Raw genomic sequence first — 24,204 nt, 5'->3', positions numbered from 1 at the left:
AAGTACAGCGGCCTCCAGGAATTCGTAAGGCATAATTATTTAACTATATGAAGAACATACGTAACTTTTCGATCATTGCTCACATCGACCACGGTAAGTCGACGCTGTCTGACCGTATTATCCAGATTTGCGGTGGCCTTTCTGATCGTGAAATGGCAGCCCAGGTACTGGACTCCATGGACCTGGAACGCGAACGCGGTATCACTATCAAAGCGCAGAGCGTTACGCTCGACTTCAAAGCATCCGATGGCGAAACCTATCAACTGAACTTTATCGACACGCCGGGCCACGTTGACTTCTCTTACGAAGTCTCTCGTTCCCTGGCGGCCTGTGAAGGGGCGCTGCTGGTGGTGGATGCAGGCCAGGGCGTGGAAGCGCAGACGCTGGCAAACTGCTATACCGCCATGGAGATGGATCTCGAAGTCGTGCCGGTACTGAATAAAATCGACCTGCCCGCAGCCGATCCTGACCGTGTAGCGGAAGAGATTGAAGATATCGTCGGCATCGACGCAACCGACGCGGTACGCTGCTCGGCGAAAACCGGCGTGGGCGTGACCGACGTGCTGGAACGTCTGGTACGCGATATTCCGCCGCCGGAAGGCGATCCGGACGCGCCGTTGCAGGCGCTGATCATCGACTCCTGGTTCGATAACTACCTGGGCGTGGTCTCTCTGGTGCGTATCAAAAACGGCACCCTGCGCAAAGGCGAAAAAATCAAGGTCATGAGCACCGGTCAGGTCTACAACGCCGACCGACTTGGCATTTTCACGCCAAAACAGCTGGATCGTACCGAGCTGAACTGCGGCGAGGTAGGCTGGCTGGTTTGCGCGATCAAAGATATCCTCGGCGCGCCGGTGGGCGATACCCTGACCTCGGCCCGTAATCCGGCGGACAAAGCGCTGCCGGGCTTTAAGAAGGTGAAGCCGCAGGTTTATGCGGGCCTGTTCCCGGTCAGCTCTGACGACTACGAGAACTTCCGCGATGCCCTTGGCAAGCTGAGCCTGAACGATGCCTCGCTCTTCTATGAGCCGGAAAGCTCTACCGCGCTTGGCTTTGGCTTCCGCTGCGGCTTCCTCGGCCTGCTGCACATGGAGATTATCCAGGAGCGTCTGGAGCGTGAATACGATCTCGATCTGATCACCACCGCGCCGACGGTTGTCTACGAAGTGCAGACCACTAACAAAGAAGTTATCTACGTCGACAGCCCTTCCAAGCTGCCGCCGCTGAATAACATCGACGAGCTGCGCGAGCCTATCGCGGAATGTCACATGCTGCTGCCGCAGGAGTATCTCGGCAACGTTATCACTCTCTGCGTCGAAAAACGTGGCGTCCAGACCAATATGGTTTACCACGGTAACCAGGTGGCGCTGACCTATGAAATTCCGATGGCGGAGGTCGTGCTCGACTTCTTCGATCGCCTGAAGTCCACCTCCCGCGGCTATGCTTCGCTGGATTACAACTTCAAACGCTTCCAGGCTTCTAACATGGTGCGAGTGGATGTGCTGATTAACGGCGAGCGCGTCGACGCGCTGGCGCTGATCACCCACAACGACAACGCGCCATACCGTGGCCGCGAGCTGGTTGAAAAGATGAAAGAACTGATCCCGCGTCAGCAGTTTGACATCGCGATTCAGGCGGCTATCGGCAACCACATCATTGCGCGTTCTACGGTGAAACAGCTGCGTAAAAACGTCCTGGCGAAATGCTATGGCGGCGACGTGAGCCGTAAGAAAAAGCTGCTGCAGAAGCAGAAAGAAGGTAAGAAGCGCATGAAGCAGGTCGGCAACGTTGAGCTGCCGCAGGAGGCTTTCCTTGCCATTCTGCACGTTGGCAAAGAGAGCAAATAACCCCTAAGGAGTTGGCATGGCGAACATGTTTGCCCTGATTCTGGTTATCGCCACCCTGGTGACTGGAATATTGTGGTGCCTGGATAAATTTATCTTTGCGCCAAAGCGTCGGGAACGTCAGGCTGCCGCACAGGCAGCCACCGAAGGTCAGCTGGATAAAAAGACGCTTAAGAAAGTCGGCCCTAAACCGGGCTGGCTGGAGACGGGCGCATCGGTTTTTCCGGTGCTGGCGATTGTGCTTATCGTCCGTTCGTTTATCTATGAGCCTTTCCAGATCCCGTCAGGCTCCATGATGCCGACCTTGCTGATTGGCGACTTTATTCTGGTGGAGAAATTTGCCTACGGCATCAAAGATCCTATCTACCAGAAGACCTTAATCGAAACGGGCCACCCTAAACGTGGCGATATCGTGGTCTTTAAATACCCAGAGGATCCGCGTCTTGACTATATCAAGCGCGCGGTGGGGCTGCCGGGGGATAAAGTCACTTACGATCCGGTGGCGAAGCAGGTAACGGTTCAGCCAGGCTGCAGTTCCGGTACGGCATGCGATAACGCTCTGCCGATTACCTACTCCAACGTGGAGCCGAGCGACTTTGTGCAGACGTTTGCCCGCAGTAATGGCGGGGAAGCGAGCAGCGGGTTCTTCCAGATGCCTGAAGGCGAAACCAAAGAAAACGGTATTCGTCTGGCGGAGCGTAAAGAGACGCTGGGCGATGTGACCCATCGCATCCTTACGGTGCCGATCGCGCAGGATCAGGTGGGGCTCTATTACCGTCAGCCGGGCCAGCGTCTGGCGACCTGGATCGTTCCGCCGGGCCAGTACTTTATGATGGGTGATAACCGTGACAACTCCGCGGACAGCCGTTACTGGGGTTTTGTGCCGGAAGCGAACCTTGTGGGTAAAGCAACCGCTATCTGGATGAGTTTCGAAAAACAGGAAGGGGAGTGGCCGACCGGGGTTCGTTTGAGCCGTATTGGCGCGATCCACTGAGCATAATCCTGCACGTAACCACCCTTAAAGGTGGTTACGTGAATTTTTCAGCGATAAATCTCACCTTGCTAACGACATCCCCTGTCGTTGTGTATAGAATATCCCCCCGAAGTTTAAGGCTGGCGCTGATTCAGTGCCACGGCACACGAAACCGCGTTGGCTCCTCAGGTCGGTTTCGTGTGCTGAATTGTTGACGCATTCATTTTATTGGTAACGCATGAACCCCATCGTAATTAATCGGCTTCAACGGAAGCTGGGCTACACTTTTCATCATCAGGAGTTGTTGCAACAGGCATTAACTCATCGCAGTGCCAGCAGCAAACACAATGAGCGTCTCGAGTTTTTAGGCGATTCCATTTTAAGCTTCGTGATCGCGAATGCGTTATACCATCGTTTCCCGCGGGTGGACGAAGGTGATATGAGCCGCATGCGCGCTACGCTGGTTCGGGGCAACACCCTTGCTGAAATCGCACGCGAATTTGAACTGGGCGAATGCCTGCGCCTGGGGCCGGGTGAGCTGAAAAGCGGTGGGTTCCGCCGTGAATCTATTCTCGCAGATACGGTCGAAGCGTTAATCGGCGGCGTATTTCTTGACAGCGATATCCAGACGGTAGAGCAGTTAATTCTGAACTGGTATCAAAAACGTCTGGATGAAATCAGTCCCGGCGATAAACAAAAAGATCCGAAAACCCGTTTGCAGGAATATTTGCAGGGTCGCCATCTTCCTCTGCCTTCCTATCTGGTTGTGCAGGTTCGTGGCGAAGCACACGATCAGGAATTTACCATCCATTGCCAGGTTAGCGGCCTGAGTGAACCGGTGGTTGGCACAGGTTCAAGCCGCCGCAAGGCGGAACAGGCTGCCGCCGAACAGGCGCTGAAAATACTGGAGCTGGAATGAGCGTTGATAAAACCTACTGCGGATTTGTTGCCATCGTCGGACGTCCGAACGTGGGCAAATCTACCCTGCTGAATAACCTGCTGGGACAAAAAATCTCTATCACGTCGCGTAAGGCGCAAACCACGCGTCACCGCATCGTCGGGATCCACACGGAAGGCGCTTATCAGGCGATCTATGTGGACACCCCAGGCCTGCACATGGAAGAGAAACGCGCCATTAACCGTCTGATGAACAAGGCGGCGAGCAGCTCTATCGGTGACGTGGAGCTGGTGATCTTCGTAGTGGAAGGCACCCGCTGGACGCCGGACGACGAGATGGTGCTTAACAAGCTGCGCGATGTAAAAGTGCCGGTGATCCTGGCCGTCAACAAAGTGGATAACGTGCAGGAGAAAGCCGACCTGCTCCCCCACCTGCAGTTCCTGGCAAGCCAGATGAATTTTCTGGATATCGTGCCGATCTCTGCCGAAACGGGGCTGAACGTCGATACTATCGCCGGTATCGTGCGTAAACATCTGCCGGAAGCGATCCATCACTTCCCGGAAGATTATATTACCGACCGCTCCCAGCGCTTTATGGCCTCGGAAATTATCCGTGAAAAGCTGATGCGCTTCCTGGGGGCGGAACTGCCCTATTCGGTCACCGTTGAAATCGAACGCTTCCAGAGCAACGAGCGCGGCGGCTACGACATCAACGGCCTGATTCTCGTTGAGCGTGAAGGGCAGAAGAAGATGGTTATTGGCAACAAAGGCGCCAAGATTAAAACCATCGGCATCGAAGCGCGTAAGGATATGCAGGAGATGTTTGAAGCCCCGGTTCATCTTGAACTCTGGGTGAAGGTGAAATCCGGCTGGGCCGATGACGAGCGCGCCCTGCGCAGTCTCGGTTATGTAGACGATCTCTGAGTTAACGTTACGTGGAAGGCTGGCAGCGCGCATTTGTCCTGCATAGTCGTCCCTGGAGCGAAACCAGCCTTATGCTGGACGTCTTCACGGAAGAGTCGGGGCGCGTGCGTCTGGTCGCAAAAGGCGCACGCTCCAGACGTTCTAATCTGAAAGGTGCCTTACAGCCCTTCACGCCGCTGCTGGTTCGCTTTGGCGGACGCGGAGAGGTGAAAACTCTGCGCAGCGCCGAAGCGGTCTCTCTGGCGCTCCCCCTTTCCGGTATTACCCTCTATAGCGGCTTATACGTCAACGAGCTGCTCTCCCGCGTGCTTGAACATGAGACGCGCTTCTCTGAACTCTTTTTCGATTATCTGCACTGTATCCAGGCACTGGCTGGGGCGACTGGTTCGCCGGAGCCGGTGCTGCGCCGTTTTGAGCTGGCTCTGCTGGGGCATCTGGGTTACGGCATCGACTACCTGCACTGCGCGGGCACCGGCGAACCGGTGGAGGATGGCATGACCTACCGCTACCGGGAAGAGAAAGGCTTTATCGCCAGCGTCGTCATCGATAACAACACCTTTACCGGCAGACAGCTGCGGGCGCTGGCGGAGCGGGAGTTTCCCGATGCCGATACCCTGCGCGCCGCAAAACGCTTTACCCGCATGGCTCTTAAGCCCTATCTTGGCGGCAAGCCGCTAAAGAGCCGGGAATTATTCAGGCAGTTTATGCCGAAGCGTTAACGAACAATGAAAACCAGAGGATTGTCATGGCTGAATTACTGTTAGGCGTCAACATTGACCATATTGCCACTCTCCGCAACGCACGCGGCACCGCCTATCCCGACCCGGTACAGGCGGCGTTTATCGCTGAACAGGCGGGGGCTGATGGCATCACCGTGCATCTGCGCGAGGATCGCCGCCACATCACCGATCGCGACGTGCGCATTCTTCGCCAGACGCTGGATACCCGGATGAACCTTGAGATGGCAGTCACCGAAGAGATGCTGGCGATCGCCTGCGAAACGAAACCGCATTTCTGCTGCCTGGTGCCTGAAAAGCGTCAGGAAGTGACCACCGAAGGTGGTCTGGACGTGGCGGGGCAGCGCGAGAAGATGCGCGACGCCTGCCAGCGCCTGGCTGATGCGGGGATTCTGGTTTCGCTCTTCATTGATGCCGATGAAGCGCAGATCAAGGCGGCGGCAGAGGCAGGCGCCCCCTTTATCGAAATCCACACCGGCTGCTACGCGGATGCCGAAGATGACGTGACCCGGGCCAGCGAGCTGGCGCGTATTGCCCGCGCGGCGACCTACGCGGCGAGCCTCGGCCTGAAGGTCAACGCGGGCCACGGGCTGACCTACCACAACGTCCAGGCGATTGCGGCGCTGCCGGAGATGCATGAGCTGAATATCGGCCACGCCATTATTGGCCGGGCGGTAATGAGCGGCCTGAAAGAGGCGGTCGCGGAGATGAAACGCCTGATGCTGGAAGCGCGTAAGTAAATGGCGATTCTGGGACTGGGCACCGACATTGTCGAAATCGAACGCATTGAGGCGGTGATCGCCCGCAGCGGCGATCGCCTGGCGCGACGCGTGCTGAGCGACAACGAGTGGTCCATCTGGGAAACGCACCAGCAGCCGGTGCGTTTCCTGGCGAAACGCTTCGCCGTCAAAGAGGCGGCGGCAAAAGCGTTCGGGACCGGCATCCGCAACGGCCTGGCGTTTAATCAGTTTGAAGTTTTTAACGATGCGCTGGGCAAGCCCCGGTTAAGACTGTGGGGAGAGGCGCAACGGCTGGCCGAAACGCTGGGGGTAACGCACATCCACGTTACGCTGGCGGACGAGCGTCACTACGCCTGCGCAACGGTCATCATCGAGAGTTAAAGCTTGTCGGCGTGGTGCATCAGCACGAACTTGTCCCAGAGCTGCTCTTCGCTTTCCGGATGCGCCGGATCTTTCAGAATGGTGTTCGGGATAGGGCACACCTTCTGACAGGTCGGCGTCTCATAATGGCCGATACATTCGGTGCAGCGGTCGCTGTTAATCTCATAGATATGCTCTCCCATGGAGATCGCCTCGTTAGGGCATTCAGGCTCGCACATATCGCAGTTGATACATTTTTTAGTGATTAACAGCGCCATCAGGAAATTCTCAGAAACAACACAAACAGGGCGGGCATTATACGCTCATTCTCTGTTCAGACCAGTTTTTTTACCAGCGCCTCACTGTGACGGATGCGCTCCGGGGCATGTTCCAGATCCTGCTGCACCAGCGCCATAAAGAGTAAGTCGGTCAACATCATCTGTGCGCTGGTGGAGGAGATCGCCGCGCTGCGCGTCGCCTGCTCCTCGGCGATGGTATAGAGGCAGCGGGTGGCGCGCTGCTGCAGGGCGTTGGGGGTAAAGCCGGTAATGGCGAGAATTTTCCCCCCCACGCGCAGCGCCTCGTCGGCGGCGAGATTGATCTCGCGGCGCTCGCCGGAATAGGAGATCGCCAGCAGCAGATCGTCCTTATCCATCGCCTGTACGGTAGAGAGCAGGGCGTGCATATCCTGCTCCACCAGCGCGTGATGGCCAATTTTGTTCAGCTTCCAGCCAAAGTTACGCGCCACCAGCCCGGAGGCGCCGATGCCGGTCAGGATGATACGCCGCGCCGCACGCAGCATCGCCACGCTCTCCAGCAGTTTCTCTTCGCTATTAACATCCAGCGTGGCGTGCATCGCCGTGACGTTCTCTTTGATTAGCTTTTCGCCCACCAGGCGCATCGGATCGTCGCCGCGGATCTGGTTATGCAGCTGCATCGACTGGGGATTCGGATTACTCGCCAGCGCTTCACTGATGGCCAGCTTCAGCGCCGGGAATCCCTTAAAGCCCACCTTCTGGGCGAACTTTACCACGCTCGACTGGCTAACCCCCGCCTCGCTCGCCAGCTGCTGAGAGCTTAAATGGCGCGCGCGGTCGGGCTGCGCTAACAAAAAATCGGCCAGCTTCTTATCGCTACGGGCAAGGCCTGCGTAACGCTGGCGGATGCGAATCAAACAGTTCATACGTTCTCCTGGCGAAAATGTGATTGCCGCTGCAAATCAGTATTAACTCGCCTTAATGAATTTTCTATTCCATTATGCTGCCGTTATTATGAATTAAAAATTCTTGAGGTACAAAAGATGAATCTTGGTTCGTTAGTTTCTGAAAGCCGCAATCCGCTGACCATGGATCTGGACGCGCTCTCCACCCTGGAGCTGGTCAGCCGGTTCAATCAACAGGATACGCTGGTCGCGCTGGCGGTGAAAGAGACGCTGCCCGACGTAGCGAAAGCCGTGGACGCGGCGGCGGCGGCGTTAAAAGCGGGCGGGCGCATCATCTACATGGGCGCGGGCACCAGCGGCAGGCTGGGGGTACTGGATGCCTCTGAATGTCCGCCCACCTTCGGCGTGCCGCATGGGCTGGTCGTGGGATTAATTGCCGGCGGGCCTGGGGCGTTGCTGAAGGCGGTTGAGGGGGCGGAGGATAACAAACAGCTGGGCGAGGATGATCTGAAGGCGCTGGATCTCACCGCGCAGGATCTGGTGGTTGGGCTGGCGGCATCGGGACGCACGCCCTACGTCATCGGCGGGCTGGAGTACGCCAACGCGAAGGGGTGCACCACGGTTGCGATCTCCTGTAACCCCGGTTCGCCCATCGCGCAGGTAGCGGCCATCGCCATCTCACCCGTCGTCGGACCGGAGGCGTTAACCGGCTCAACCCGCCTCAAATCCGGTACTGCACAAAAGCTGGTGCTCAATATGATCTCCACCGGCGCAATGGTGAAGTTTGGCAAGGTCTACCAGAACCTGATGGTGGATATGAAAGCGACCAACATCAAACTGGTGGACCGCGCCTGCCGTATGGTGGTGGAAGCGACGGGCGCCAGCCGCACCGAGGCGGAGAAGGTGCTTCAGCAGACTGATTACGACGTGAAACCGGCCATTCTGATGATTCTGAGCGGGCTGGATGCCGCGGCGGCGCGCGCCAGACTGGACGCGCATCAGGGTTTCTTACGAGCGGCCTTACAAAACTAAACAGAGGCGTGTATGGAAAAAACAGCAGCGCTCGCCAGCGAAATACTTCTGGGGATTGGCGGGAAAGAGAATATTCTGCGTCTGGAAAATTGCATGACGCGGGTGCGGGTCGAGGTGGTGGATGAGACGCGGCTCGAACTTGCCCGGCTGAAAAAGCTGCCTGGGGTCAGCGGCTATGTCAAACAGGGGCAGCAGCACCAGCTGATCGTCGGCCCCGGCAAAGCTGCGCAGGTGGTGGATGCCATGCGCGCGCAGATGGCGGGGGAGGGCGGCGCGCCCGACGACGCCGCGCGCGTCAGGGCGCAGGCGAAAGCCAAATATAAAGCCCCCATGAGCGACGCGCTGCGCCAGCTGGCTAACGTCTTTATCCCGTTGATCCCCGCCTTTATCGCCTCGGGGCTGATTACCGGGATTATCAATATTCTCAAGCGCCCGGATATCGTGGGTGATTTCGCTAACCATTATCCAAACCTGCTGGGGGTGCTGGGTATTTTTGGCAGCGCCGTGTTCGCCATCATGAATATTCTGGTCGGGGTGAATACCGCCAAAGTGTTCGGCGGATCGCTGGCGATGGGCGGCGTGATGGCGGGGATCCTCTCCAGCCCGCAGCTGGCGCAAATTACCCTCTTCGGCGAGGCGCTTCAGCCCGGTCGCGGCGGGGTTATCGCCGTTCTGCTGGTGGTTGTGCTGATGTGCTGGATCGAGAAGAAGCTGCGCAGCCTGTTGCCCGGCTCGATTGAGCTGATCCTCAACCCTCTGTTGACCACGCTGATCGCCGGCGGCATTGCGATTATCGCCCTGCAGCCGCTGGGCGGCTGGATCTCAGAATCCATTGCTCACGGCGCCTCATGGGCAATCGATCGCGGTGGCCTGCTGGTCGGGGCGGTGCTTGCGGGGGCGTTTTTACCGCTGGTGCTCACCGGTCTGCATCAGGGGCTGGTGCCGATCCATGTCGAGCTGGTGCAGGCGCACGGTATTAATCCGCTCTTTCCAATTCTGGCGATGGCGGGCGTCGGACAAATCGGCGCGGCGATCGCGGTACTGATGAAAACCCGCAACGCGCGGCTGAAAAAGGTGATTAAAGGGGCGCTACCGGTCGGCCTGCTGGGAATTGGCGAGCCGCTGATTTTTGGGGTTACTCTCCCGCTCGGCAAGCCGTTTATCGGCGCCTGTCTCGGCGGCGCGGTAGGCGGGGCGCTGATTAGCTACTGGAAAGTAGCGACGGTCATTACCTTTGGCATTTCCGGTTTACCGCTGGCATTAACCATCGTGACCGGAAAAGTTATGCTCTATCTGTTAGGCTATCTGGTAGCGGTGATCGCCGGGTTTATCTTTACCTGGCTATTAGGATTTAACGACCCAGAGGAGTAAGGTTTGGCTAACCCCGCGCGTCGCGTTGTCTTTTTTGATCTGGATGGAACCCTGCATCAACAGGATATGTTTGGCACGTTTATGCGTTATCTGCTGCGCCGGCAGCCGCTGAACCTGCTGGTTGTGGCGCCGCTGTTGCCGGTTGTGGGCCTCGGAATGGTAATCAAAGGCCGCGCGGCGCGCTGGCCGATGAGCCTTCTGCTGTGGGGCTGCACCTTCGGCCACAGCGAGGCGCGTCTGCGGCAGCTTGAACGTGATTTTGCCCGCTGGTTTCGCAGCCATGTAAACGCGTTTCCGGTGGTGCAGGATCGCCTCACAAGCTACCTGGACGCCAACGACGCGGATATCTGGCTGATTACCGGTTCGCCCCAGCCGCTGGTGGAGCAGGTCTATTTCGATACGCCGTGGCTGCCGCGCGTTAATCTTATCGCCACCCAGATCGGCCGCGCATACGGCGGGTGGATATTAACCATGCGCTGCCTGGGCCATGAAAAGGTGGTGCAACTGGAACAGCGGATCGGCGCGCCGCTGAGTCTTTACAGCGGCTACAGCGACAGCAAGCAGGATAACCCCCTGCTCTACTTCTGCCAGCACCGCTGGCGTGTCACACCTTCAGGTGAGCTACAGCAGCTGGAATGAGTGTGTGAATATCAGTCGGGATGTGTATAATGCCGCCCGCTTTTATGAGTGGAGTAGCCTCTCTTGTCCGACCTCGAACACAATCATGAATACTGGATGCGTCACGCCCTGACGCTGGCGAAGCGCGCCTGGGACGAAGGTGAAGTGCCGGTGGGCGCGGTGCTGGTGCACAATAACCGGGTGATCGGGGAGGGGTGGAACCGTCCGATTGGCCGCCACGATCCTACCGCGCATGCGGAGATCATGGCGCTGCGACAGGGCGGCATGGTACTGCAAAACTACCGTCTGCTGGAGACCACGCTCTACGTTACCCTTGAGCCTTGCGTGATGTGCTCCGGCGCAATGGTGCATAGCCGCATCACCACCCTGGTGTACGGGGCGCGCGATGAAAAGACCGGCGCGGCGGGATCGCTGATGGATGTGCTTGGTCACCCGGGCATGAACCACCAGGTGAACGTTATTGGGGGCGTGCTTGCAGAAGAATGTTCGGGTCTGCTGAGCGACTTCTTTCGTATGCGCCGTCAGCAAAAAAAGCAGCAAAAGGCAGAACGGAAGCAGGCGGAGGAGTAATCTCCGCCGGTGAGACAACCGGATAGCTCTGCGCCAGCTGCTCCGCTCTGGCCGCCTCTCTCTCTTTTTCCAGCAGATACCCCACCAGGCTTATATGATACTTACGGATATTCTCCACGTAGGCATAGGCTTCATGCCCGCGCGCGTAGCCGTAGGTAAGTTTGCTGTACCAGGGCTTTTGGCTGAGCAGCGGCAGGCGCTGCTTCACGTCGGTCCAGCTGTCCGGGTTACCCTTTGTTTTAGCCGTGAGCGTCCGGGCGTCGAGCATATGGGCATAGCCGAGATTGTAAGCGGCCAGCGCAAACCAGATACGCTCCTCTTCCGGCACCGTCTCCGGGACTTTCGCCATCATATCCTGCAGGTAGCGCGCGCCGCCGCTAATGCTCTGCTCCGCGTCGGTTCTGTCGGTTAGCCCCAGACTGAGGGCGGTATTTTTGGTCAGCATCATCAGCCCGCGAACCCCGGTGGGAGAGGTGGCCTGCGCGTCCCAGTGCGACTCCTGGTAAGAGATGGCCGCCAGCAGCCGCCAGTCGATCTTCTCGGCATATTTCTCAAACAGCGGCTGGAGCTCAGGCAGAACGCTATCCACCGCCCGCAGAAAGCTGCGGGTATCGACATAGTCAAAATCCTCGCCGTGGCCGAGATACTTCTCCTCCAGGCGCGCCAGAATGCCATCTTCATTAATCACGCTGTAGAAATCCAGCAGGGCCGCCTGTAGCGTCTGATCTTCTCCCTGCTGGCTGAACCAGGTGACCGGCTGCTCGTCGGTGACGTCGAGCGCGACGGCGATCTCAGGATGGACGCGCTGGAAGAGATTCACCGCCACCGAGTCGGCGATGGTATAGGCGATTTTTTTATCCCGCACCTGCTCAAGCAGACTGGCCGTGCCCAGCTTTTCATCCACCCGCCAGCCGAGGGAAGGGTATTTCTCCGCCTTGAGGCGCCGGAGATCGTCGATGACCACGTGGCCAGGCGCCACGGTCAGTTCATCTTCACTCACGTCGGCAAGCGAGCGCGGACGCGTACCGCCGACGCGCCAGACCAGCTGCTGCGAAACAGAATAGTAGGTCGGCCCCGCCTGATAATTGTTGCTGCGCGCATTGTTATAGACCAGTCCCGCCGCCAGCAGATCGGCGCGGCCATGATCGAGATCGTCGAAAAGCTGGCTGATATTCTGCCGCACGGTAATTTGAAGCTTTACCCCGAGGTAGTCAGCGAAATGCTGGGCCAGCTCGTAATCGAGCCCGAGCGTCTGGTCGTTGATGCGGGTGTAGGTCAGAGGAGAGTAGATGGTGCTGACGCGCAGCACCCCGCGCTCCTGGATAGCGGCGATGCGGTTCTCAGGTTTGCTGAACCACGGGACGGAAGGCCATAGAGCCGCTGCCAGCAGCAGGGTCACGATGCCAATAAGCAGATAATTAATTTTAAGTTTTTTCAATGAATTAATTCTCTGCGCCGTGCAATGCCCCGGTGTGCGTTAGCCTTTTTTAACCCAGGGTGGGTCCATGATTGACCGGCATTTTGCGTAAACTTGCGTCAGTTGGCAACTTATTAGAACAAACGGCAGTAACGATGGTGGAATGCAAAAGCCGATTTTATTTCCACGCAAACGGTTTCGTCGCCGCCCGGGATTCTTTATAATGACGCCCGTTTTCCCCCCTTGCGCACACAGTAAGCGCCTCAGGCGCTTCGAAGACGAGAGACTTATGATGGAAATTCTGCGTGGTTCGCCTGCATTGTCCGCCTTCCGTATCAACAAACTGCTGGCACGCTTTCAGGCAGCCGACCTTCCGGTAAGCAATATTTACGCTGAGTATATCCATTTTGCTGACCTGAACGCCCCCCTGAACGCGCAGCAGCGAGAACAGCTCGAACGCCTGCTCCGGTATGGTCCAAGCCTGAGCAGCCACCCGCCTACCGGCAAGCTGATCCTCGTGACGCCTCGCCCCGGCACCATCTCCCCCTGGTCTTCTAAAGCCACCGATATCGCCCATAACTGCGGCCTTAGCCAGATTAACCGCCTTGAGCGCGGCGTCGCTTACTATGTTGAAGCCTCAACCCTGACCGATGCGCAGTGGCAGACCGTTGCCGCAGAACTGCACGATCGGATGATGGAGAGCGTATTCGCCTCCCCTGAAGAGGCTCAGCAGCTTTTCTCTCATCATCAGCCCGCGCCGGTACAGAGCGTGGACGTGCTGGGGCAAGGACGGCAGGCGCTGGTTGACGCCAATCTGCGTTTAGGTCTGGCGCTGGCGGAAGATGAAATCGACTACCTGCTTGATGCCTTCGTGAAGCTTAACCGCAATCCGAACGATATCGAGCTTTACATGTTTGCGCAGGCCAACTCCGAGCACTGCCGCCACAAGATCTTTAACGCCGACTGGGTGATTGACGGTGAACAGCAGCCGAAGTCGCTGTTCAAAATGATCAAAAACACCATGGAGCAGACGCCGGACCATGTCCTCTCTGCCTATAAAGATAACGCGGCGGTAATGGAAGGCTCAGAAGTGGGGCGCTATTTTGCCGACCACGCGACGGGCCGCTACGACTTCCATCAGGAGCCGGCGCATATTCTGATGAAAGTTGAAACCCATAACCACCCGACCGCCATTTCGCCGTGGCCGGGCGCTGCCACCGGCTCCGGTGGCGAGATCCGCGACGAAGGCGCCACCGGGCGCGGCGCCAAACCGAAGGCGGGGCTGGTGGGCTTCTCCGTCTCGAACCTGCGTATCCCGGGCTTTGAGCAGCCGTGGGAAGAGGATTTCGGCAAGCCGGACCGCATCGTCAGCGCGCTTGACATTATGACCGACGGGCCGCTGGGCGGCGCGGCGTTTAACAACGAATTTGGTCGCCCGGCGCTGAACGGCTACTTCCGCACCTATGAAGAGAAAGTCGACAGCCACAACGGCGAAGAGCTGCGCGGCTACCACAAGCCCATCATGCTGGCTGGCGGGATCGGCAACATCCGCGCCGATCATGTGCAGAAAGGGGAGATCGTCGTTGGCGCGAAGCTGATCGTACTTGGCGGCCCGGCGATGAACATTGGCCTGGGCGGGGGCGCAGCCTCCTCTATGGCTTCCGGCCAGTCAGATGCCGACCTCGATTTTGCCTCGGTCCAGCGCGACAACCCGGAGATGGAGCGCCGCTGCCAGGAGGTAATCGACCGCTGCTGGCAGCTGGGGGACGCTAACCCGATTCTCTTTATTCACGACGTCGGCGCGGGCGGCCTTTCCAACGCCATGCCGGAGCTGGTGAGCGACGGCGGGCGCGGCGGTCGTTTCAATCTGCGTGACATCCTGAGCGACGAGCCGGGGATGAGCCCGCTGGAGATCTGGTGTAACGAATCCCAGGAGCGCTACGTGCTGGCGGTTGCGCCGGATCAGCTGCCGCTGTTTGACGAGCTGTGCCGCCGCGAGCGCGCCCCGTATGCGGTCATCGGGGAAGCCACCGAAGAGATGCACCTCACCCTGAACGACACCCATTTTGACAACCAGCCGATCGACCTGCCGCTGGACGTGCTGCTGGGTAAAACCCCGAAAATGACCCGCGACGTCGCGACCCGCAGGGCGGCGGGCAAAGCGCTGGCGCGGGAAAATATCTCCCTTGCCGACGCGGTAAACCGGGTGCTGCATCTGCCCGCCGTGGCGGAAAAAACCTTCCTCGTCACCATCGGTGACCGTACCGTTACCGGCATGGTGGCGCGGGACCAGATGGTCGGGCCGTGGCAGATCCCGGTGGCGAACTGCGCAGTGACCACCGCCAGCCTCGACAGCTACTACGGGGAAGCGATGGCGATGGGCGAACGCGCGCCGGTAGCGCTGCTGGACTTTGCCGCCTCCGCCCGTCTGGCAGTGGGGGAAGCGCTGACGAACATCGCCGCCACCCAGATCGGCGACATCAAACGCGTTAAGCTCTCCGCCAACTGGATGGCGGCGGCGGGCCACCCGGGGGAAGACGCGGGCCTCTACGCGGCGGTAAAAGCGGTGGGCGAGGAGCTCTGTCCGGCGCTGGGTCTGACCATCCCGGTGGGTAAAGATTCCATGTCAATGAAAACCCGCTGGCAGGAGGGGAGCGAGTCGCGCGAGATGACCTCGCCGCTTTCTCTGGTGATCTCCGCCTTTGCCCGCGTCGAGGATGTGCGCAGCACCGTTACGCCGCAACTCTCCACCGAGGATAACGCCCTGCTGCTGATCGACCTGGGTAAAGGGCATAACGAGCTGGGCGCCACCGCGCTGGCGCAGGTTTACCGTCAGCTTGGCGATAAACCGGCGGATGTCCGCGATGTGGCGCAGCTGAAAGGTTTTTACGACGCTATCCAGGCGCTGGTGGCGGCGCGTAAGCTGCTGGCCTACCACGACCGCGGAGACGGCGGCCTGCTGGTGACGCTGGCGGAAATGGCCTTTACCGGCCACTGCGGCGTGGAAGTGGATATTGCCCGCCTCGGCGACGATCGTCTGGCGGCGCTGTTTAACGAAGAGCTGGGCGCGGTAATTCAGGTGCGCGCGGCGGATCGTGAAATCGTCGAAGGGATCCTGGCGCAGCATGGTCTTAGCGACTGCGTCCACTATCTGGGTAAAGCCGTCGCGGGCGATCGCTTTGTCATTGAAGCGAATGGCCACGCGGTATATAGCGAAAGCCGCACCACGCTGCGCATGTGGTGGGCAGAGACCACCTGGCAGATGCAGCGCCTGCGCGACAACCCGGCATGTGCGGACCAGGAGCACGAGGCCAAAGCCAACGACAGCGATCCGGGCCTGAACGTGACGCTCAGCTTCGATATCAATGAAGACGTGGCGGCGCCTTATATCGCGACCGGCGCGCGTCCGAAAGTTGCGGTGCTGCGTGAACAGGGGGTCAACTCCCACGTGGAGATGGCGGCGGCGTTCCACCGGGCGGGCTTTGACGCTATCGATGTACACATGAGCGACCTGCTGGCTGGCCGCACTGGCCTGGGCGATTTCCATGCGCTGGTGGCCTGCGGTGGTTTCTCCTACGGCGACGTGCTGGGGGCAGGCGAAGGCTGGGCGAAGTCCATCCTGTTTAACAACCGGGTGCGCGACGAGTTCGAAACCTTCTTCCATCGTCCGCAGACGCTGGCGCTGGGGGTCTGTAACGGTTGCCAGATGATGTCCAACCTGCGCGAGCTGATCCCGGGCAGTACGCTGTGGCCGCGTTTTGTGCGTAACCAGTCGGATCGTTTTGAAGCACGTTTTAGCCTGGTGGAAGTCGCGCAAAGCCCGTCGCTGCTGCTGCAGGGAATGGTGGGCTCCCGGATGCCCGTCGCTGTCTCCCACGGCGAAGGCCAGGTTGAGATGCGCAACGCCGCGCATCTGGCGGAGCTGGAGAGCAAGGGGCTGGTAGCGCTGCGTTTTGTCGACAACTTTGGCAAGGTGACGCAAAGCTATCCGGCTAACCCGAACGGCTCGGCGAATGGTATTACGGCAGTCACCAGCGAAAGCGGGCGCGTAACCATTATGATGCCGCACCCGGAACGCGTATTCCGTACCGTAAGCAACTCCTGGCACCCGGAAAACTGGGGCGAGGACAGCCCGTGGATGCGTCTCTTCCGCAACGCGCGCAAGCAGCTCGGTTAATCCCACCTGCGAATGAAATCAAAAGCCCCTGCGGGGGCTTTTTTCGTTTGTGATATTCCGCACGCCAATGTGTCGGGGTTTTGCGACATCGCCGGGTTATGGGTGTCTCCATTTGGAGACATTTAAGTGATTGATTTTTATATCATGAAATGAATTGTATTTAAGGTGTTGTCATTTGACGACACTTTGGCTGTAAATTATTCTCACGTTAATGAATGTTGTTTTAAGGTTAAATTTTTATATTTCATAGAGTTAAGTGTAAGTTTTGTAAGCTGGCACGTGTGTTGCATTAGATAAAGCAGTGGCTCATTCACCCTCTTATGTCAGCCCCTTCGGGACGTGCTACATAAACTTCGAATGACGCACAAACAGGTGCCTGCCGTCCAACTGCTGATTATTGCGCTGCTTTATCAGAACCCGGGCGACACGTCGAGTAAGGCACCGCCTCATTTCATCACAAAGCCGGGTTTTTACCCGGCTTTGTTGTATCTGAAGGTCAGACCGGATACGCTCAACCGATCCCTTAACAGAGAGAGTAACGCGTTGAAACGCTGGCCTGTTTTTCCTCGTTCCCTGCGACAGCTGGTCATGATGGCCTTTCTGCTCATCCTGTTGCCCCTGCTGGTTCTGGCATGGCAGGCGTGGCAGAGTCTGAACGCCCTCAGCGCCCAGGCGGCGCAAACTAACCGCACGACGCTTATCGATGCCCGGCGCAGCGAGGCGATGACCAACGCCGCGCTGGAGATGGAGCGTAGCTACCGGCAATATTGCGTGCTGGACGACCGCACGCTTGAGCGCGTCTACCAGAACCAGCGTAAACGCTACAGCGACATGCTGGACGCGCACGCCGGGGTTCTTCCCGATGAAAAACTCTACCAGGCCCTGCGTCAGGGACTGGAGGATCTGGCGCGCCTGCAGTGTAAAAACAGCGGGCCGGATGAGGCTGCCACCCGGCGTCTGGAGGCCTTTGCCAACGCCAATGCCGAGATGGTGCAGTCCACCCGCGCCGTGGTTTACTCCCGCGGCCAGCAGTTACAGCAGGAGATCGCCGAGCGGGGACAGTTCTTTGGCTGGCAGGCGCTGGTACTTTTTCTGGTCAGCCTCGCGCTGGTGCTGCTTTTTACCCGTATGATCATCGGCCCTGTGAAGGGAATAGAGCGCATGATTAACCGGCTGGGGGAGGGAAGATCGCTGGGTAACACAGTGGTCTTTAAGGGGCCGCGCGAGCTTCGCTCCGTTGGTCAGCGCATTATCTGGCTTTCTGAACGTCTCGCCTGGCTGGAGTCCCAGCGCCATCAGTTTCTGCGCCATATTTCCCATGAGCTTAAAACCCCCCTCGCCAGCATGCGTGAGGGGACCGAACTGCTGGCGGATGAAGTGGCGGGGCCGCTCACCACGGAGCAGCAGGAGATTGTCGAAATCCTCGATGCCAGCAGCCGCAATCTGCAAAAGCTGATTGAGCAGCTGCTTGACTATAACCGCAAGCTGGCGGACGGCGCGGTGGCGCTGGAAAATGTGGTGATTGAGCCGCTGGTGGAGATGGTGCTCTCCGCCCACAGTCTGCCTGCGAGAGCTAAACTGATGCATACTGACGTGGAGCTCAGCGTTCCCGTCTGTTTTGCCGAGCCAATGCTGCTGATGAGCGTGCTGGATAATCTTTATTCCAATGCGGTGCACTACGGTAGTGAATCCGGTAACATTTACATTCGCAGCTTTAACCAGGGTTCACGGGTCTGCATTGATGTCGCGAATACCGGCAGCCCGATACCGGAAGATGAACACGCGATGATCTTCGAACCTTTTTATCAGGGAAGCCATCAGCGAAAAGGTGCGGTTAAAGGAAGCGGCTTAGGCCTGAGCATCGCCCGCGATTGTATACGACGCATGCACGGTGAACTCTATCTCGTTCCCGATCCGCGTGCTGACGTCTGCTTTCGCATCGAGCTGCCCCTTGAGCCGGAAAAATCACAAAAATGAATCTAAGCCTGGTGAGTATGTCACACGTTTTTTCCCGCGCGTTGTGCGCGATCTTTTCAAGCTCGCTTATTCGAGCTTTGCCCTGCGTGATCCTTGCGGGGTGCGTTTCCCATGCGCCGAAGAGCGCTATTAGCGATAAGCAGCATGAGAAGCTGCCCGAACATCAGCTGGCCGATTTTCTCTCGACCGACTGCAACAATATCTGGACGCTGTCGGGACACGAGGTGGAAGCCAACCCGTTGTTCTGGCTGCGCGGCATGGACTGCGCCGAGCGTCTCTCACCCGCGGCGGCGCGGGCGCAGGCTCATCAGTGGGCTGACGACACCTGGCAGGACGCGTTCAAGCGCGGCATTCTGCTGGCTAATGCCCGCATTAATCCGGTTGAGCGCCGCACAAATACCACCCGTCTGGATGCCTTGAGTCCCCAGATCCCGGCACAGGTCCGCCCGCTCTGGCAGCTCTGGCGTGACGGGCAGGCGCTGCAGCTGCAGCTGGCCGAAGAGCGTTACCGCTACAGTAAGCTGCAACAATCTTCGGATGGCGAACTGGACACCCTTCGCCAGCAGCAGCAGGATTTACGCGATCGGCTGGAGACCACCACCCGCAAGCTGGAGAATCTGACCGATATCGAAAGACAGCTTTCCACCCGCAAGCCGGCCAGCAGTTATCTGCCGGACGGGGCAAAAGGGGGGGCGCAGCCTGCGGCAAGTGACGAGCCGCAGAGCGATAGCCCGCAAGAGGAGGACGTTACACCATGACAAGCCGCAAACCTGCCCATCTCCTTCTGGTGGACGACGATCCTGGCCTGCTGAAGCTGCTGGGCATGCGTCTGGTTAGCGAAGGTTACAGCGTGGTCACCGCCGAAAGCGGTCAGGAGGGGCTTAAGGCGCTGGGGCGTGAAAAAATTGACCTGGTGATAAGCGATCTGCGCATGGACGAAATGGACGGCATGCAGCTTTTCACGGAGATCCAGAAGCTTCAGCCGGGGATGCCGGTGATCATCCTCACGGCGCACGGCTCGATTCCCGACGCCGTGGCGGCAACCCAGCAGGGGGTCTTTAGCTTCCTCACCAAGCCGGTGGATAAAGATGCGCTCTATAAGGCCATCGACGAGGCGCTGAAGCACGCCGCCCCCTCGGTGGATGAACAGTGGCGCGAAGCGATTGTGACCCGCAGCCCGGTGATGCTGCGTCTGCTCGAACAGGCGCGAATGGTGGCGCAGTCGGATGTCAGCGTGCTCATCAACGGCCAGAGCGGCACCGGCAAAGAGATTCTGGCGCAGGCGATACACAACGCCAGCCCGCGCAGCAAAAACGCCTTTATCGCTATCAACTGCGGGGCGCTGCCGGAGCAGCTGCTGGAGTCAGAGCTGTTTGGCCATGCGCGCGGCGCCTTTACCGGCGCGGTCAGCAGCCGGGAAGGGCTCTTCCAGGCGGCGGAAGGGGGCACCCTATTCCTCGACGAGATAGGCGATATGCCCGCGCCGCTGCAGGTTAAACTGCTGCGCGTACTTCAGGAGCGCAAGGTCCGGCCGCTTGGCAGCAACCGCGACATTGATATTAACGTGCGTATTATCTCCGCTACCCACCGCGATCTGCCAAAAGCGATGGAGCGCAAAGAGTTTCGTGAAGATCTCTACTACCGCCTGAACGTGGTTAACCTCAAGCTGCCCGCGCTGGCGGAGCGAGCGGAAGATATCCCCCTGCTGGCAAACCATCTGCTGCGCCAGTCGGCGGACCGGCATAAACCCTTTGTGCGCGCCTTTTCAACGGATGCCATGAAGCGTCTGATGACCGCGGGCTGGCCAGGTAACGTGCGTCAGCTGGTCAACGTGATTGAGCAGTGCGTGGCGCTGACCTCCTCGCCTGTGATCAGCGATGCGCTGGTGGAGCAGGCGCTGGAGGGGGAAAACACGGCGCTGCCGACCTTCGCCGAGGCGCGCAACCAGTTTGAGCTGAACTATCTGCGCAAGCTGTTGCAGATCACTAAAGGTAACGTTACCCACGCCGCGCGCATGGCCGGACGTAACCGCACCGAGTTCTACAAGCTGCTGTCTCGCCACGAGCTGGAAGCGAACGATTTTAAAGAGTAGTGCCGCAAAATGTGTCTGAATATGATACTGTGAGCAACCGTTTACGAGGCTGCCGACAGACAGAGTTTAAGGACCCACCATGAAAAAAATTGATGCGATTATTAAACCTTTCAAACTGGATGATGTACGTGAAGCGCTGGCCGAAGTCGGCATTACCGGGATGACCGTCACCGAAGTGAAAGGCTTTGGTCGCCAGAAGGGTCATACCGAGCTTTACCGCGGCGCGGAGTATATGGTGGATTTTCTGCCGAAGGTGAAAATTGAGATTGTCGTCTCTGACGATATCGTTGATACCTGTGTGGATACCATTATCCGCACGGCGCAGACCGGCAAAATTGGCGACGGTAAAATTTTCGTCTTTGACGTGGCGCGCGTGGTGCGTATCCGCACCGGCGAAGAGGACGACGCGGCGATTTAACATTTTTGCCGGGTGGCGCTGCGCTTACCCGGCCTACAAAACCCTTCGTAGGCCTGTGCAAGCGAAGCGCCGCCGGGCGATTACAGCACCTTATGCGGGCCGAAGCATTCGTAATGAATGTTCTCTTTATCGACACCCAGTTCAATCAGCTGTTTTGCGGCAAACTGCATAAAGACCACCGGTCCGCAGAGGTAAAACTGCATGCCCGGGGCGTTCACGTGCGCCTTGTGCTCGGCTAAATGCATCAGTCCTTCACGATCGAAGCGCGCCGCCGTGCGGTCGGCGTCGGTCGGCAGACGATACCAGGTATACGCGTTAAAATGCGGCAGCCCGGCGGCCAGCGTTTTAACTTCATCGGCAAAAGCGTGAACGTCGCCGTTTTCCGCCGCATGGAACCAGTTAACCTGCGCGGTGTGGTGGTTCTTCGCCAGCGTGTCCAGCATCGCCAGCATCGGGGTTTGCCCTACGCCTGCGGAGATAAGGGTGACCGGCGTATCCACATCGGCAACCATAAAGAAATCACCTGCCGGCGCCGCCAGATGCACCACGTCGCCAACGTTCGCCTGATTATGCAGCCAGTTGGAGACCTGACCGCCTTCCTCGCGCTTCACCGCGATACGGTAGCTTTTGCCGTTTGGCTTACGGGTCAGGGAGTACTGGCGGATCTCCTGGTGCGGGAACCCTTCCGGCTTCAGCCAGACGCCCACGTACTGGCCCGGGCGATAGTCGGCCACCGGCCCGCCGTCGACAGGCTCCAGCTCAAAGCTGGTGATAAGCGCGCTGCGCGGCGTTTTTTCCACGATGCGGAAAGCGCGGGTTCCTTTCCAGCCGCCGGTTTTGCTGGCGTTATCGCTATAAATTTGCGCTTCGCGGTTAATAAAGACCCCGGCCAGTACGCCATAGGCTTTACCCCAGGCATCCAGTACCTCCTGACCCGGGCTGAACATTTCATCCAGCGTTGCCAGCAGATGGGTACCGACGATGTTGTACTGCTCCGGTTTAATCTGGAAACTGGTGTGCTTCTGAGCGATTTTCTCCACGGCAGGCAGCAGGGCGGGGAGATTTTCGATGTTGCTGGCGTAAGCGGCTATCGCGTTAAACAGCGCTTCGCGCTGATCGCCGTTACGCTGGTTGCTCATGTTAAAGATCTCTTTGAGCTCCGGGTTATGCGTGAACATGCGATCGTAAAAGTGGGCGGTGAGCTTTGGCCCGGTTTCGACCAGCAGGGGAATGGTGGCTTTTACCGTAGCGATGGTTTGGGCGTCGAGCATAGCAGCTTCCTTTAGAGTTACTATAATGATGTATTTTATATGCATCTTATAAAAAATAACCCTGCTTTGTAAATGGTTCTTTTCATCGTGAAATATATGCATCACAAACCTGAAAAGAAATCCGCTCAAAAGCGCAGGCGCTTTATTGCTCAAACCCTTGCGTGGCGCGCAGGTAATCGTTTGCGTAAAATCGTTTGTCAAGACCTGTTATCACACTCTGATTCAGTTATACTGTTGCCCGTCGTCCACCAGGACTGCCTTTTCAGGCCAAAATTTACTTGTTAGCTGAGTCAGGAGATGCGGATGTTAAAGCGTGAAATGAACATTGCCGATTATGATGCCGAATTGTGGCAGGCTATGGAGCAGGAAAAAGTACGTCAGGAAGAGCACATCGAACTGATCGCCTCCGAAAACTACACCAGTCCGCGCGTAATGCAGGCGCAGGGTTCTCAGCTGACCAACAAATATGCTGAAGGGTATCCGGGCAAGCGCTACTACGGCGGTTGCGAGTATGTTGATATCGTTGAGCAGCTGGCTATCGATCGCGCCAAAGCGCTGTTCGGCGCTGACTACGCTAACGTTCAGCCGCACTCCGGCTCTCAGGCTAACTTCGCTGTCTACACCGCGCTGCTGCAGCCGGGCGATACCGTTCTCGGTATGAACCTGGCGCAGGGCGGCCACCTGACTCACGGCTCCCCGGTTAACTTCTCCGGCAAACTCTACAACATCATCCCTTACGGTATTGATGAGTCCGGTAAAATTGATTACGAAGAGATGGCTAAGCTGGCGAAAGAGCACAAGCCGAAGATGATTATCGGTGGCTTCTCCGCCTACTCCGGTATTGTTGACTGGGCCAAAATGCGTGAAATCGCAGACAGCATCGGCGCGTATCTCTTCGTTGATATGGCACACGTTGCGGGCCTGATTGCCGCTGGTGTCTACCCGAACCCGGTTCCGCACGCGCACGTGGTGACCACCACCACTCACAAAACCCTGGCGGGTCCGCGCGGTGGCCTGATTCTGGCGAAGGGCGGTGACGAAGATCTCTATAAGAAACTGAACTCTGCCGTCTTCCCGAGCGCGCAGGGCGGCCCGCTGATGCACGTTATCGCCGCGAAAGCGGTGGCGCTGAAAGAAGCGATGGAGCCAGCGTTCAAAACCTACCAGCAGCAGGTAGCGAAAAACGCCAAAGCGATGGTAGAAGTGTTCCTGAACCGTGGCTACAAAGTAGTCTCCGGCGGGACTGAAAACCACCTCTTCCTGCTGGATCTGGTGGATAAGAACCTCACCGGTAAAGAAGCGGACGCAGCCCTTGGCCGCGCCAACATCACGGTTAACAAAAACAGCGTACCGAACGATCCGAAGAGCCCGTTTGTCACCTCCGGTATCCGTATCGGCTCTCCGGCTGTGACTCGCCGCGGCTTTAAAGAAGCGGAAGTGAAAGAGCTGGCGGGCTGGATGTGCGACGTGTTGGATAATATCAACGACGAAGCGACCATCGAGCGCGTGAAGGCGAAAGTGCTGGAAATCTGCGCGCGCTTCCCGGTTTACGCGTAACGCCGCATCACACTTTGAAGGCCGCGTAAGCGGCCTTTTTTATGGG

The 24,204-nt window shown here is 58.2% G+C and carries 21 protein-coding genes; 17 read left to right on the top strand and 4 right to left on the bottom strand.

Annotated elements, in window-relative coordinates; translation table 11 throughout:
* Positions 1–47 precede the first annotated feature (47 nt).
* The 7 genes from lepA to acpS all read left to right on the top strand — a co-directional run bounded on the left by lepA (position 48) and on the right by acpS (position 6,496).
* Positions 48–1,847, top strand: a complete 1,800-nt coding sequence (lepA, locus tag BN3796_RS19590; RefSeq protein WP_061710014.1) for a translation elongation factor 4 — start codon at positions 48–50, stop codon at positions 1,845–1,847.
* Between the two features lie 16 nt (positions 1,848–1,863).
* Positions 1,864–2,838, top strand: coding sequence for a signal peptidase I (gene lepB, locus BN3796_RS19585; protein ID WP_061710013.1), 975 nt, complete (start codon positions 1,864–1,866; stop codon positions 2,836–2,838).
* 217 nt (positions 2,839–3,055) lie between these two features.
* Positions 3,056–3,736, top strand: a complete 681-nt coding sequence (gene rnc, locus BN3796_RS19580; RefSeq protein ID WP_061710012.1) for a ribonuclease III — start codon at positions 3,056–3,058, stop codon at positions 3,734–3,736.
* Complete coding sequence (gene era / locus BN3796_RS19575; protein ID WP_061710011.1) at positions 3,733–4,638, top strand: GTPase Era; 906 nt, start codon at positions 3,733–3,735, stop codon at positions 4,636–4,638. Before rnc ends, era begins: the two co-directional genes overlap by 4 nt.
* Before the next feature lie 11 nt (positions 4,639–4,649).
* Positions 4,650–5,357 (top strand): DNA repair protein RecO, encoded by a 708-nt coding sequence (gene recO / locus BN3796_RS19570; RefSeq protein WP_061710010.1) that lies wholly within the window; start codon positions 4,650–4,652, stop codon positions 5,355–5,357.
* A gap of 26 nt (positions 5,358–5,383) precedes the next feature.
* Positions 5,384–6,115, top strand: coding sequence for a pyridoxine 5'-phosphate synthase (pdxJ, locus tag BN3796_RS19565; protein WP_061710009.1), 732 nt, complete (start codon positions 5,384–5,386; stop codon positions 6,113–6,115).
* Entirely contained in the window at positions 6,116–6,496 is a 381-nt protein-coding gene (gene acpS / locus BN3796_RS19560) for a holo-ACP synthase (RefSeq protein WP_061710008.1), read from the top strand.
* Here the strand turns inward: acpS and BN3796_RS19555 are convergent.
* Together BN3796_RS19555 and BN3796_RS19550 are read right to left on the bottom strand one after the other, a co-directional pair.
* On the bottom strand, positions 6,493–6,753 hold the full coding sequence (locus tag BN3796_RS19555; RefSeq protein ID WP_061710007.1) for a YfhL family 4Fe-4S dicluster ferredoxin: 261 nt from the start codon (positions 6,751–6,753) through the stop codon (positions 6,493–6,495). The genes acpS and BN3796_RS19555 overlap by 4 nt on opposite strands.
* 56 nt (positions 6,754–6,809) lie before the next feature.
* Positions 6,810–7,658 (bottom strand): MurR/RpiR family transcriptional regulator, encoded by an 849-nt coding sequence (locus tag BN3796_RS19550; RefSeq protein WP_061710006.1) that lies wholly within the window; start codon positions 7,656–7,658, stop codon positions 6,810–6,812.
* 117 nt (positions 7,659–7,775) lie between these two features.
* Between BN3796_RS19550 and murQ the strand changes: the two genes are divergently transcribed.
* The 4 genes from murQ to tadA all read left to right on the top strand — a co-directional run bounded on the left by murQ (position 7,776) and on the right by tadA (position 11,249).
* Positions 7,776–8,669 (top strand): N-acetylmuramic acid 6-phosphate etherase, encoded by an 894-nt coding sequence (murQ, locus tag BN3796_RS19545; RefSeq protein WP_061710005.1) that lies wholly within the window; start codon positions 7,776–7,778, stop codon positions 8,667–8,669.
* A 12-nt stretch (positions 8,670–8,681) separates the two neighbouring features.
* The gene (locus BN3796_RS19540; protein ID WP_061710004.1) at positions 8,682–10,040 is read left to right on the top strand and encodes a PTS transporter subunit EIIC; all 1,359 of its coding nucleotides are present in this window, start codon (positions 8,682–8,684) and stop codon (positions 10,038–10,040) included.
* A 3-nt stretch (positions 10,041–10,043) separates the two neighbouring features.
* Positions 10,044–10,679, top strand: a complete 636-nt coding sequence (yfhb, locus tag BN3796_RS19535; RefSeq protein ID WP_061710003.1) for a phosphatidylglycerophosphatase C — start codon at positions 10,044–10,046, stop codon at positions 10,677–10,679.
* A gap of 63 nt (positions 10,680–10,742) precedes the next feature.
* Entirely contained in the window at positions 10,743–11,249 is a 507-nt protein-coding gene (tadA, locus tag BN3796_RS19530) for a tRNA adenosine(34) deaminase TadA (RefSeq protein ID WP_061710002.1), read from the top strand.
* Here the strand turns inward: tadA and mltF are convergent.
* Complete coding sequence (mltF, locus tag BN3796_RS19525; protein ID WP_061710001.1) at positions 11,137–12,687, bottom strand: membrane-bound lytic murein transglycosylase MltF; 1,551 nt, start codon at positions 12,685–12,687, stop codon at positions 11,137–11,139. The two genes, tadA and mltF, sit on opposite strands and share 113 nt — an antisense overlap.
* 268 nt (positions 12,688–12,955) lie before the next feature.
* Here mltF and purL point away from each other — a divergent pair, with 268 nt between their 5' ends.
* The 5 genes from purL (at position 12,956) to glnB (ending at position 21,330) form a co-directional block, all read left to right on the top strand.
* Positions 12,956–16,843 carry a phosphoribosylformylglycinamidine synthase gene (gene purL / locus BN3796_RS19520; protein ID WP_061710000.1) on the top strand — a complete coding sequence of 1,296 codons (3,888 nt, stop codon included), beginning with the start codon at positions 12,956–12,958 and terminating at the stop codon, positions 16,841–16,843.
* A 543-nt stretch (positions 16,844–17,386) separates the two neighbouring features.
* Positions 17,387–18,820, top strand: coding sequence for a two component system sensor histidine kinase QseE/GlrK (gene qseE / locus BN3796_RS19515; protein ID WP_162267593.1), 1,434 nt, complete (start codon positions 17,387–17,389; stop codon positions 18,818–18,820).
* Positions 18,817–19,578 carry a two-component system QseEF-associated lipoprotein QseG gene (gene qseG / locus BN3796_RS19510; protein WP_061709998.1) on the top strand — a complete coding sequence of 254 codons (762 nt, stop codon included), beginning with the start codon at positions 18,817–18,819 and terminating at the stop codon, positions 19,576–19,578. The genes qseE and qseG overlap by 4 nt, the downstream gene beginning before the upstream one ends.
* Entirely contained in the window at positions 19,575–20,912 is a 1,338-nt protein-coding gene (glrR, locus tag BN3796_RS19505; RefSeq protein ID WP_061709997.1) for a two-component system response regulator GlrR, read from the top strand. Before qseG ends, glrR begins: the two co-directional genes overlap by 4 nt.
* 79 nt (positions 20,913–20,991) lie before the next feature.
* Complete coding sequence (gene glnB, locus BN3796_RS19500) at positions 20,992–21,330, top strand: nitrogen regulatory protein P-II (protein ID WP_058913214.1); 339 nt, start codon at positions 20,992–20,994, stop codon at positions 21,328–21,330.
* An 80-nt stretch (positions 21,331–21,410) separates the two neighbouring features.
* Here the strand turns inward: glnB and hmpA are convergent, their stop codons facing one another.
* Positions 21,411–22,601, bottom strand: coding sequence for an NO-inducible flavohemoprotein (gene hmpA / locus BN3796_RS19495; protein WP_061709996.1), 1,191 nt, complete (start codon positions 22,599–22,601; stop codon positions 21,411–21,413).
* A 303-nt stretch (positions 22,602–22,904) separates the two neighbouring features.
* Between hmpA and glyA the strand changes: the two genes are divergently transcribed.
* Positions 22,905–24,158, top strand: coding sequence for a serine hydroxymethyltransferase (glyA, locus tag BN3796_RS19490; RefSeq protein ID WP_061709995.1), 1,254 nt, complete (start codon positions 22,905–22,907; stop codon positions 24,156–24,158).
* Positions 24,159–24,204: the final 46 nt, after the last annotated feature.

Origin of the sequence: Pseudenterobacter timonensis, from assembly GCF_900021175.1 — a bacterium.
Taxonomy (GTDB): domain Bacteria; phylum Pseudomonadota; class Gammaproteobacteria; order Enterobacterales; family Enterobacteriaceae; genus Enterobacter; species Enterobacter timonensis.
Note: the sequence above shows the minus strand (reverse complement) of the source record. Positions and strands in the feature narration are given on the sequence as shown.

What these genes read in the sequence shown, in the direction of transcription:
- lepA (WP_061710014.1), top strand. Translation starts at nt 48, where the DNA reads ATGAAGAACATACGTAACTTTTCGATCATTGCTCACATCGACCACGGT.
- lepB (WP_061710013.1), top strand. Translation starts at nt 1,864, where the DNA reads ATGGCGAACATGTTTGCCCTGATTCTGGTTATCGCCACCCTGGTGACT.
- rnc (WP_061710012.1), top strand. Translation starts at nt 3,056, where the DNA reads ATGAACCCCATCGTAATTAATCGGCTTCAACGGAAGCTGGGCTACACT.
- era (WP_061710011.1), top strand. Translation starts at nt 3,733, where the DNA reads ATGAGCGTTGATAAAACCTACTGCGGATTTGTTGCCATCGTCGGACGT.
- pdxJ (WP_061710009.1), top strand. Translation starts at nt 5,384, where the DNA reads ATGGCTGAATTACTGTTAGGCGTCAACATTGACCATATTGCCACTCTC.
- acpS (WP_061710008.1), top strand. Translation starts at nt 6,116, where the DNA reads ATGGCGATTCTGGGACTGGGCACCGACATTGTCGAAATCGAACGCATT.
- BN3796_RS19555 (WP_061710007.1), bottom strand. Translation starts at nt 6,753, where the DNA reads ATGGCGCTGTTAATCACTAAAAAATGTATCAACTGCGATATGTGCGAG.
- BN3796_RS19550 (WP_061710006.1), bottom strand. Translation starts at nt 7,658, where the DNA reads ATGAACTGTTTGATTCGCATCCGCCAGCGTTACGCAGGCCTTGCCCGT.
- murQ (WP_061710005.1), top strand. Translation starts at nt 7,776, where the DNA reads ATGAATCTTGGTTCGTTAGTTTCTGAAAGCCGCAATCCGCTGACCATG.
- BN3796_RS19540 (WP_061710004.1), top strand. Translation starts at nt 8,682, where the DNA reads ATGGAAAAAACAGCAGCGCTCGCCAGCGAAATACTTCTGGGGATTGGC.
- purL (WP_061710000.1), top strand. Translation starts at nt 12,956, where the DNA reads ATGATGGAAATTCTGCGTGGTTCGCCTGCATTGTCCGCCTTCCGTATC.
- qseG (WP_061709998.1), top strand. Translation starts at nt 18,817, where the DNA reads ATGAATCTAAGCCTGGTGAGTATGTCACACGTTTTTTCCCGCGCGTTG.
- glrR (WP_061709997.1), top strand. Translation starts at nt 19,575, where the DNA reads ATGACAAGCCGCAAACCTGCCCATCTCCTTCTGGTGGACGACGATCCT.
- glnB (WP_058913214.1), top strand. Translation starts at nt 20,992, where the DNA reads ATGAAAAAAATTGATGCGATTATTAAACCTTTCAAACTGGATGATGTA.
- hmpA (WP_061709996.1), bottom strand. Translation starts at nt 22,601, where the DNA reads ATGCTCGACGCCCAAACCATCGCTACGGTAAAAGCCACCATTCCCCTG.
- glyA (WP_061709995.1), top strand. Translation starts at nt 22,905, where the DNA reads ATGTTAAAGCGTGAAATGAACATTGCCGATTATGATGCCGAATTGTGG.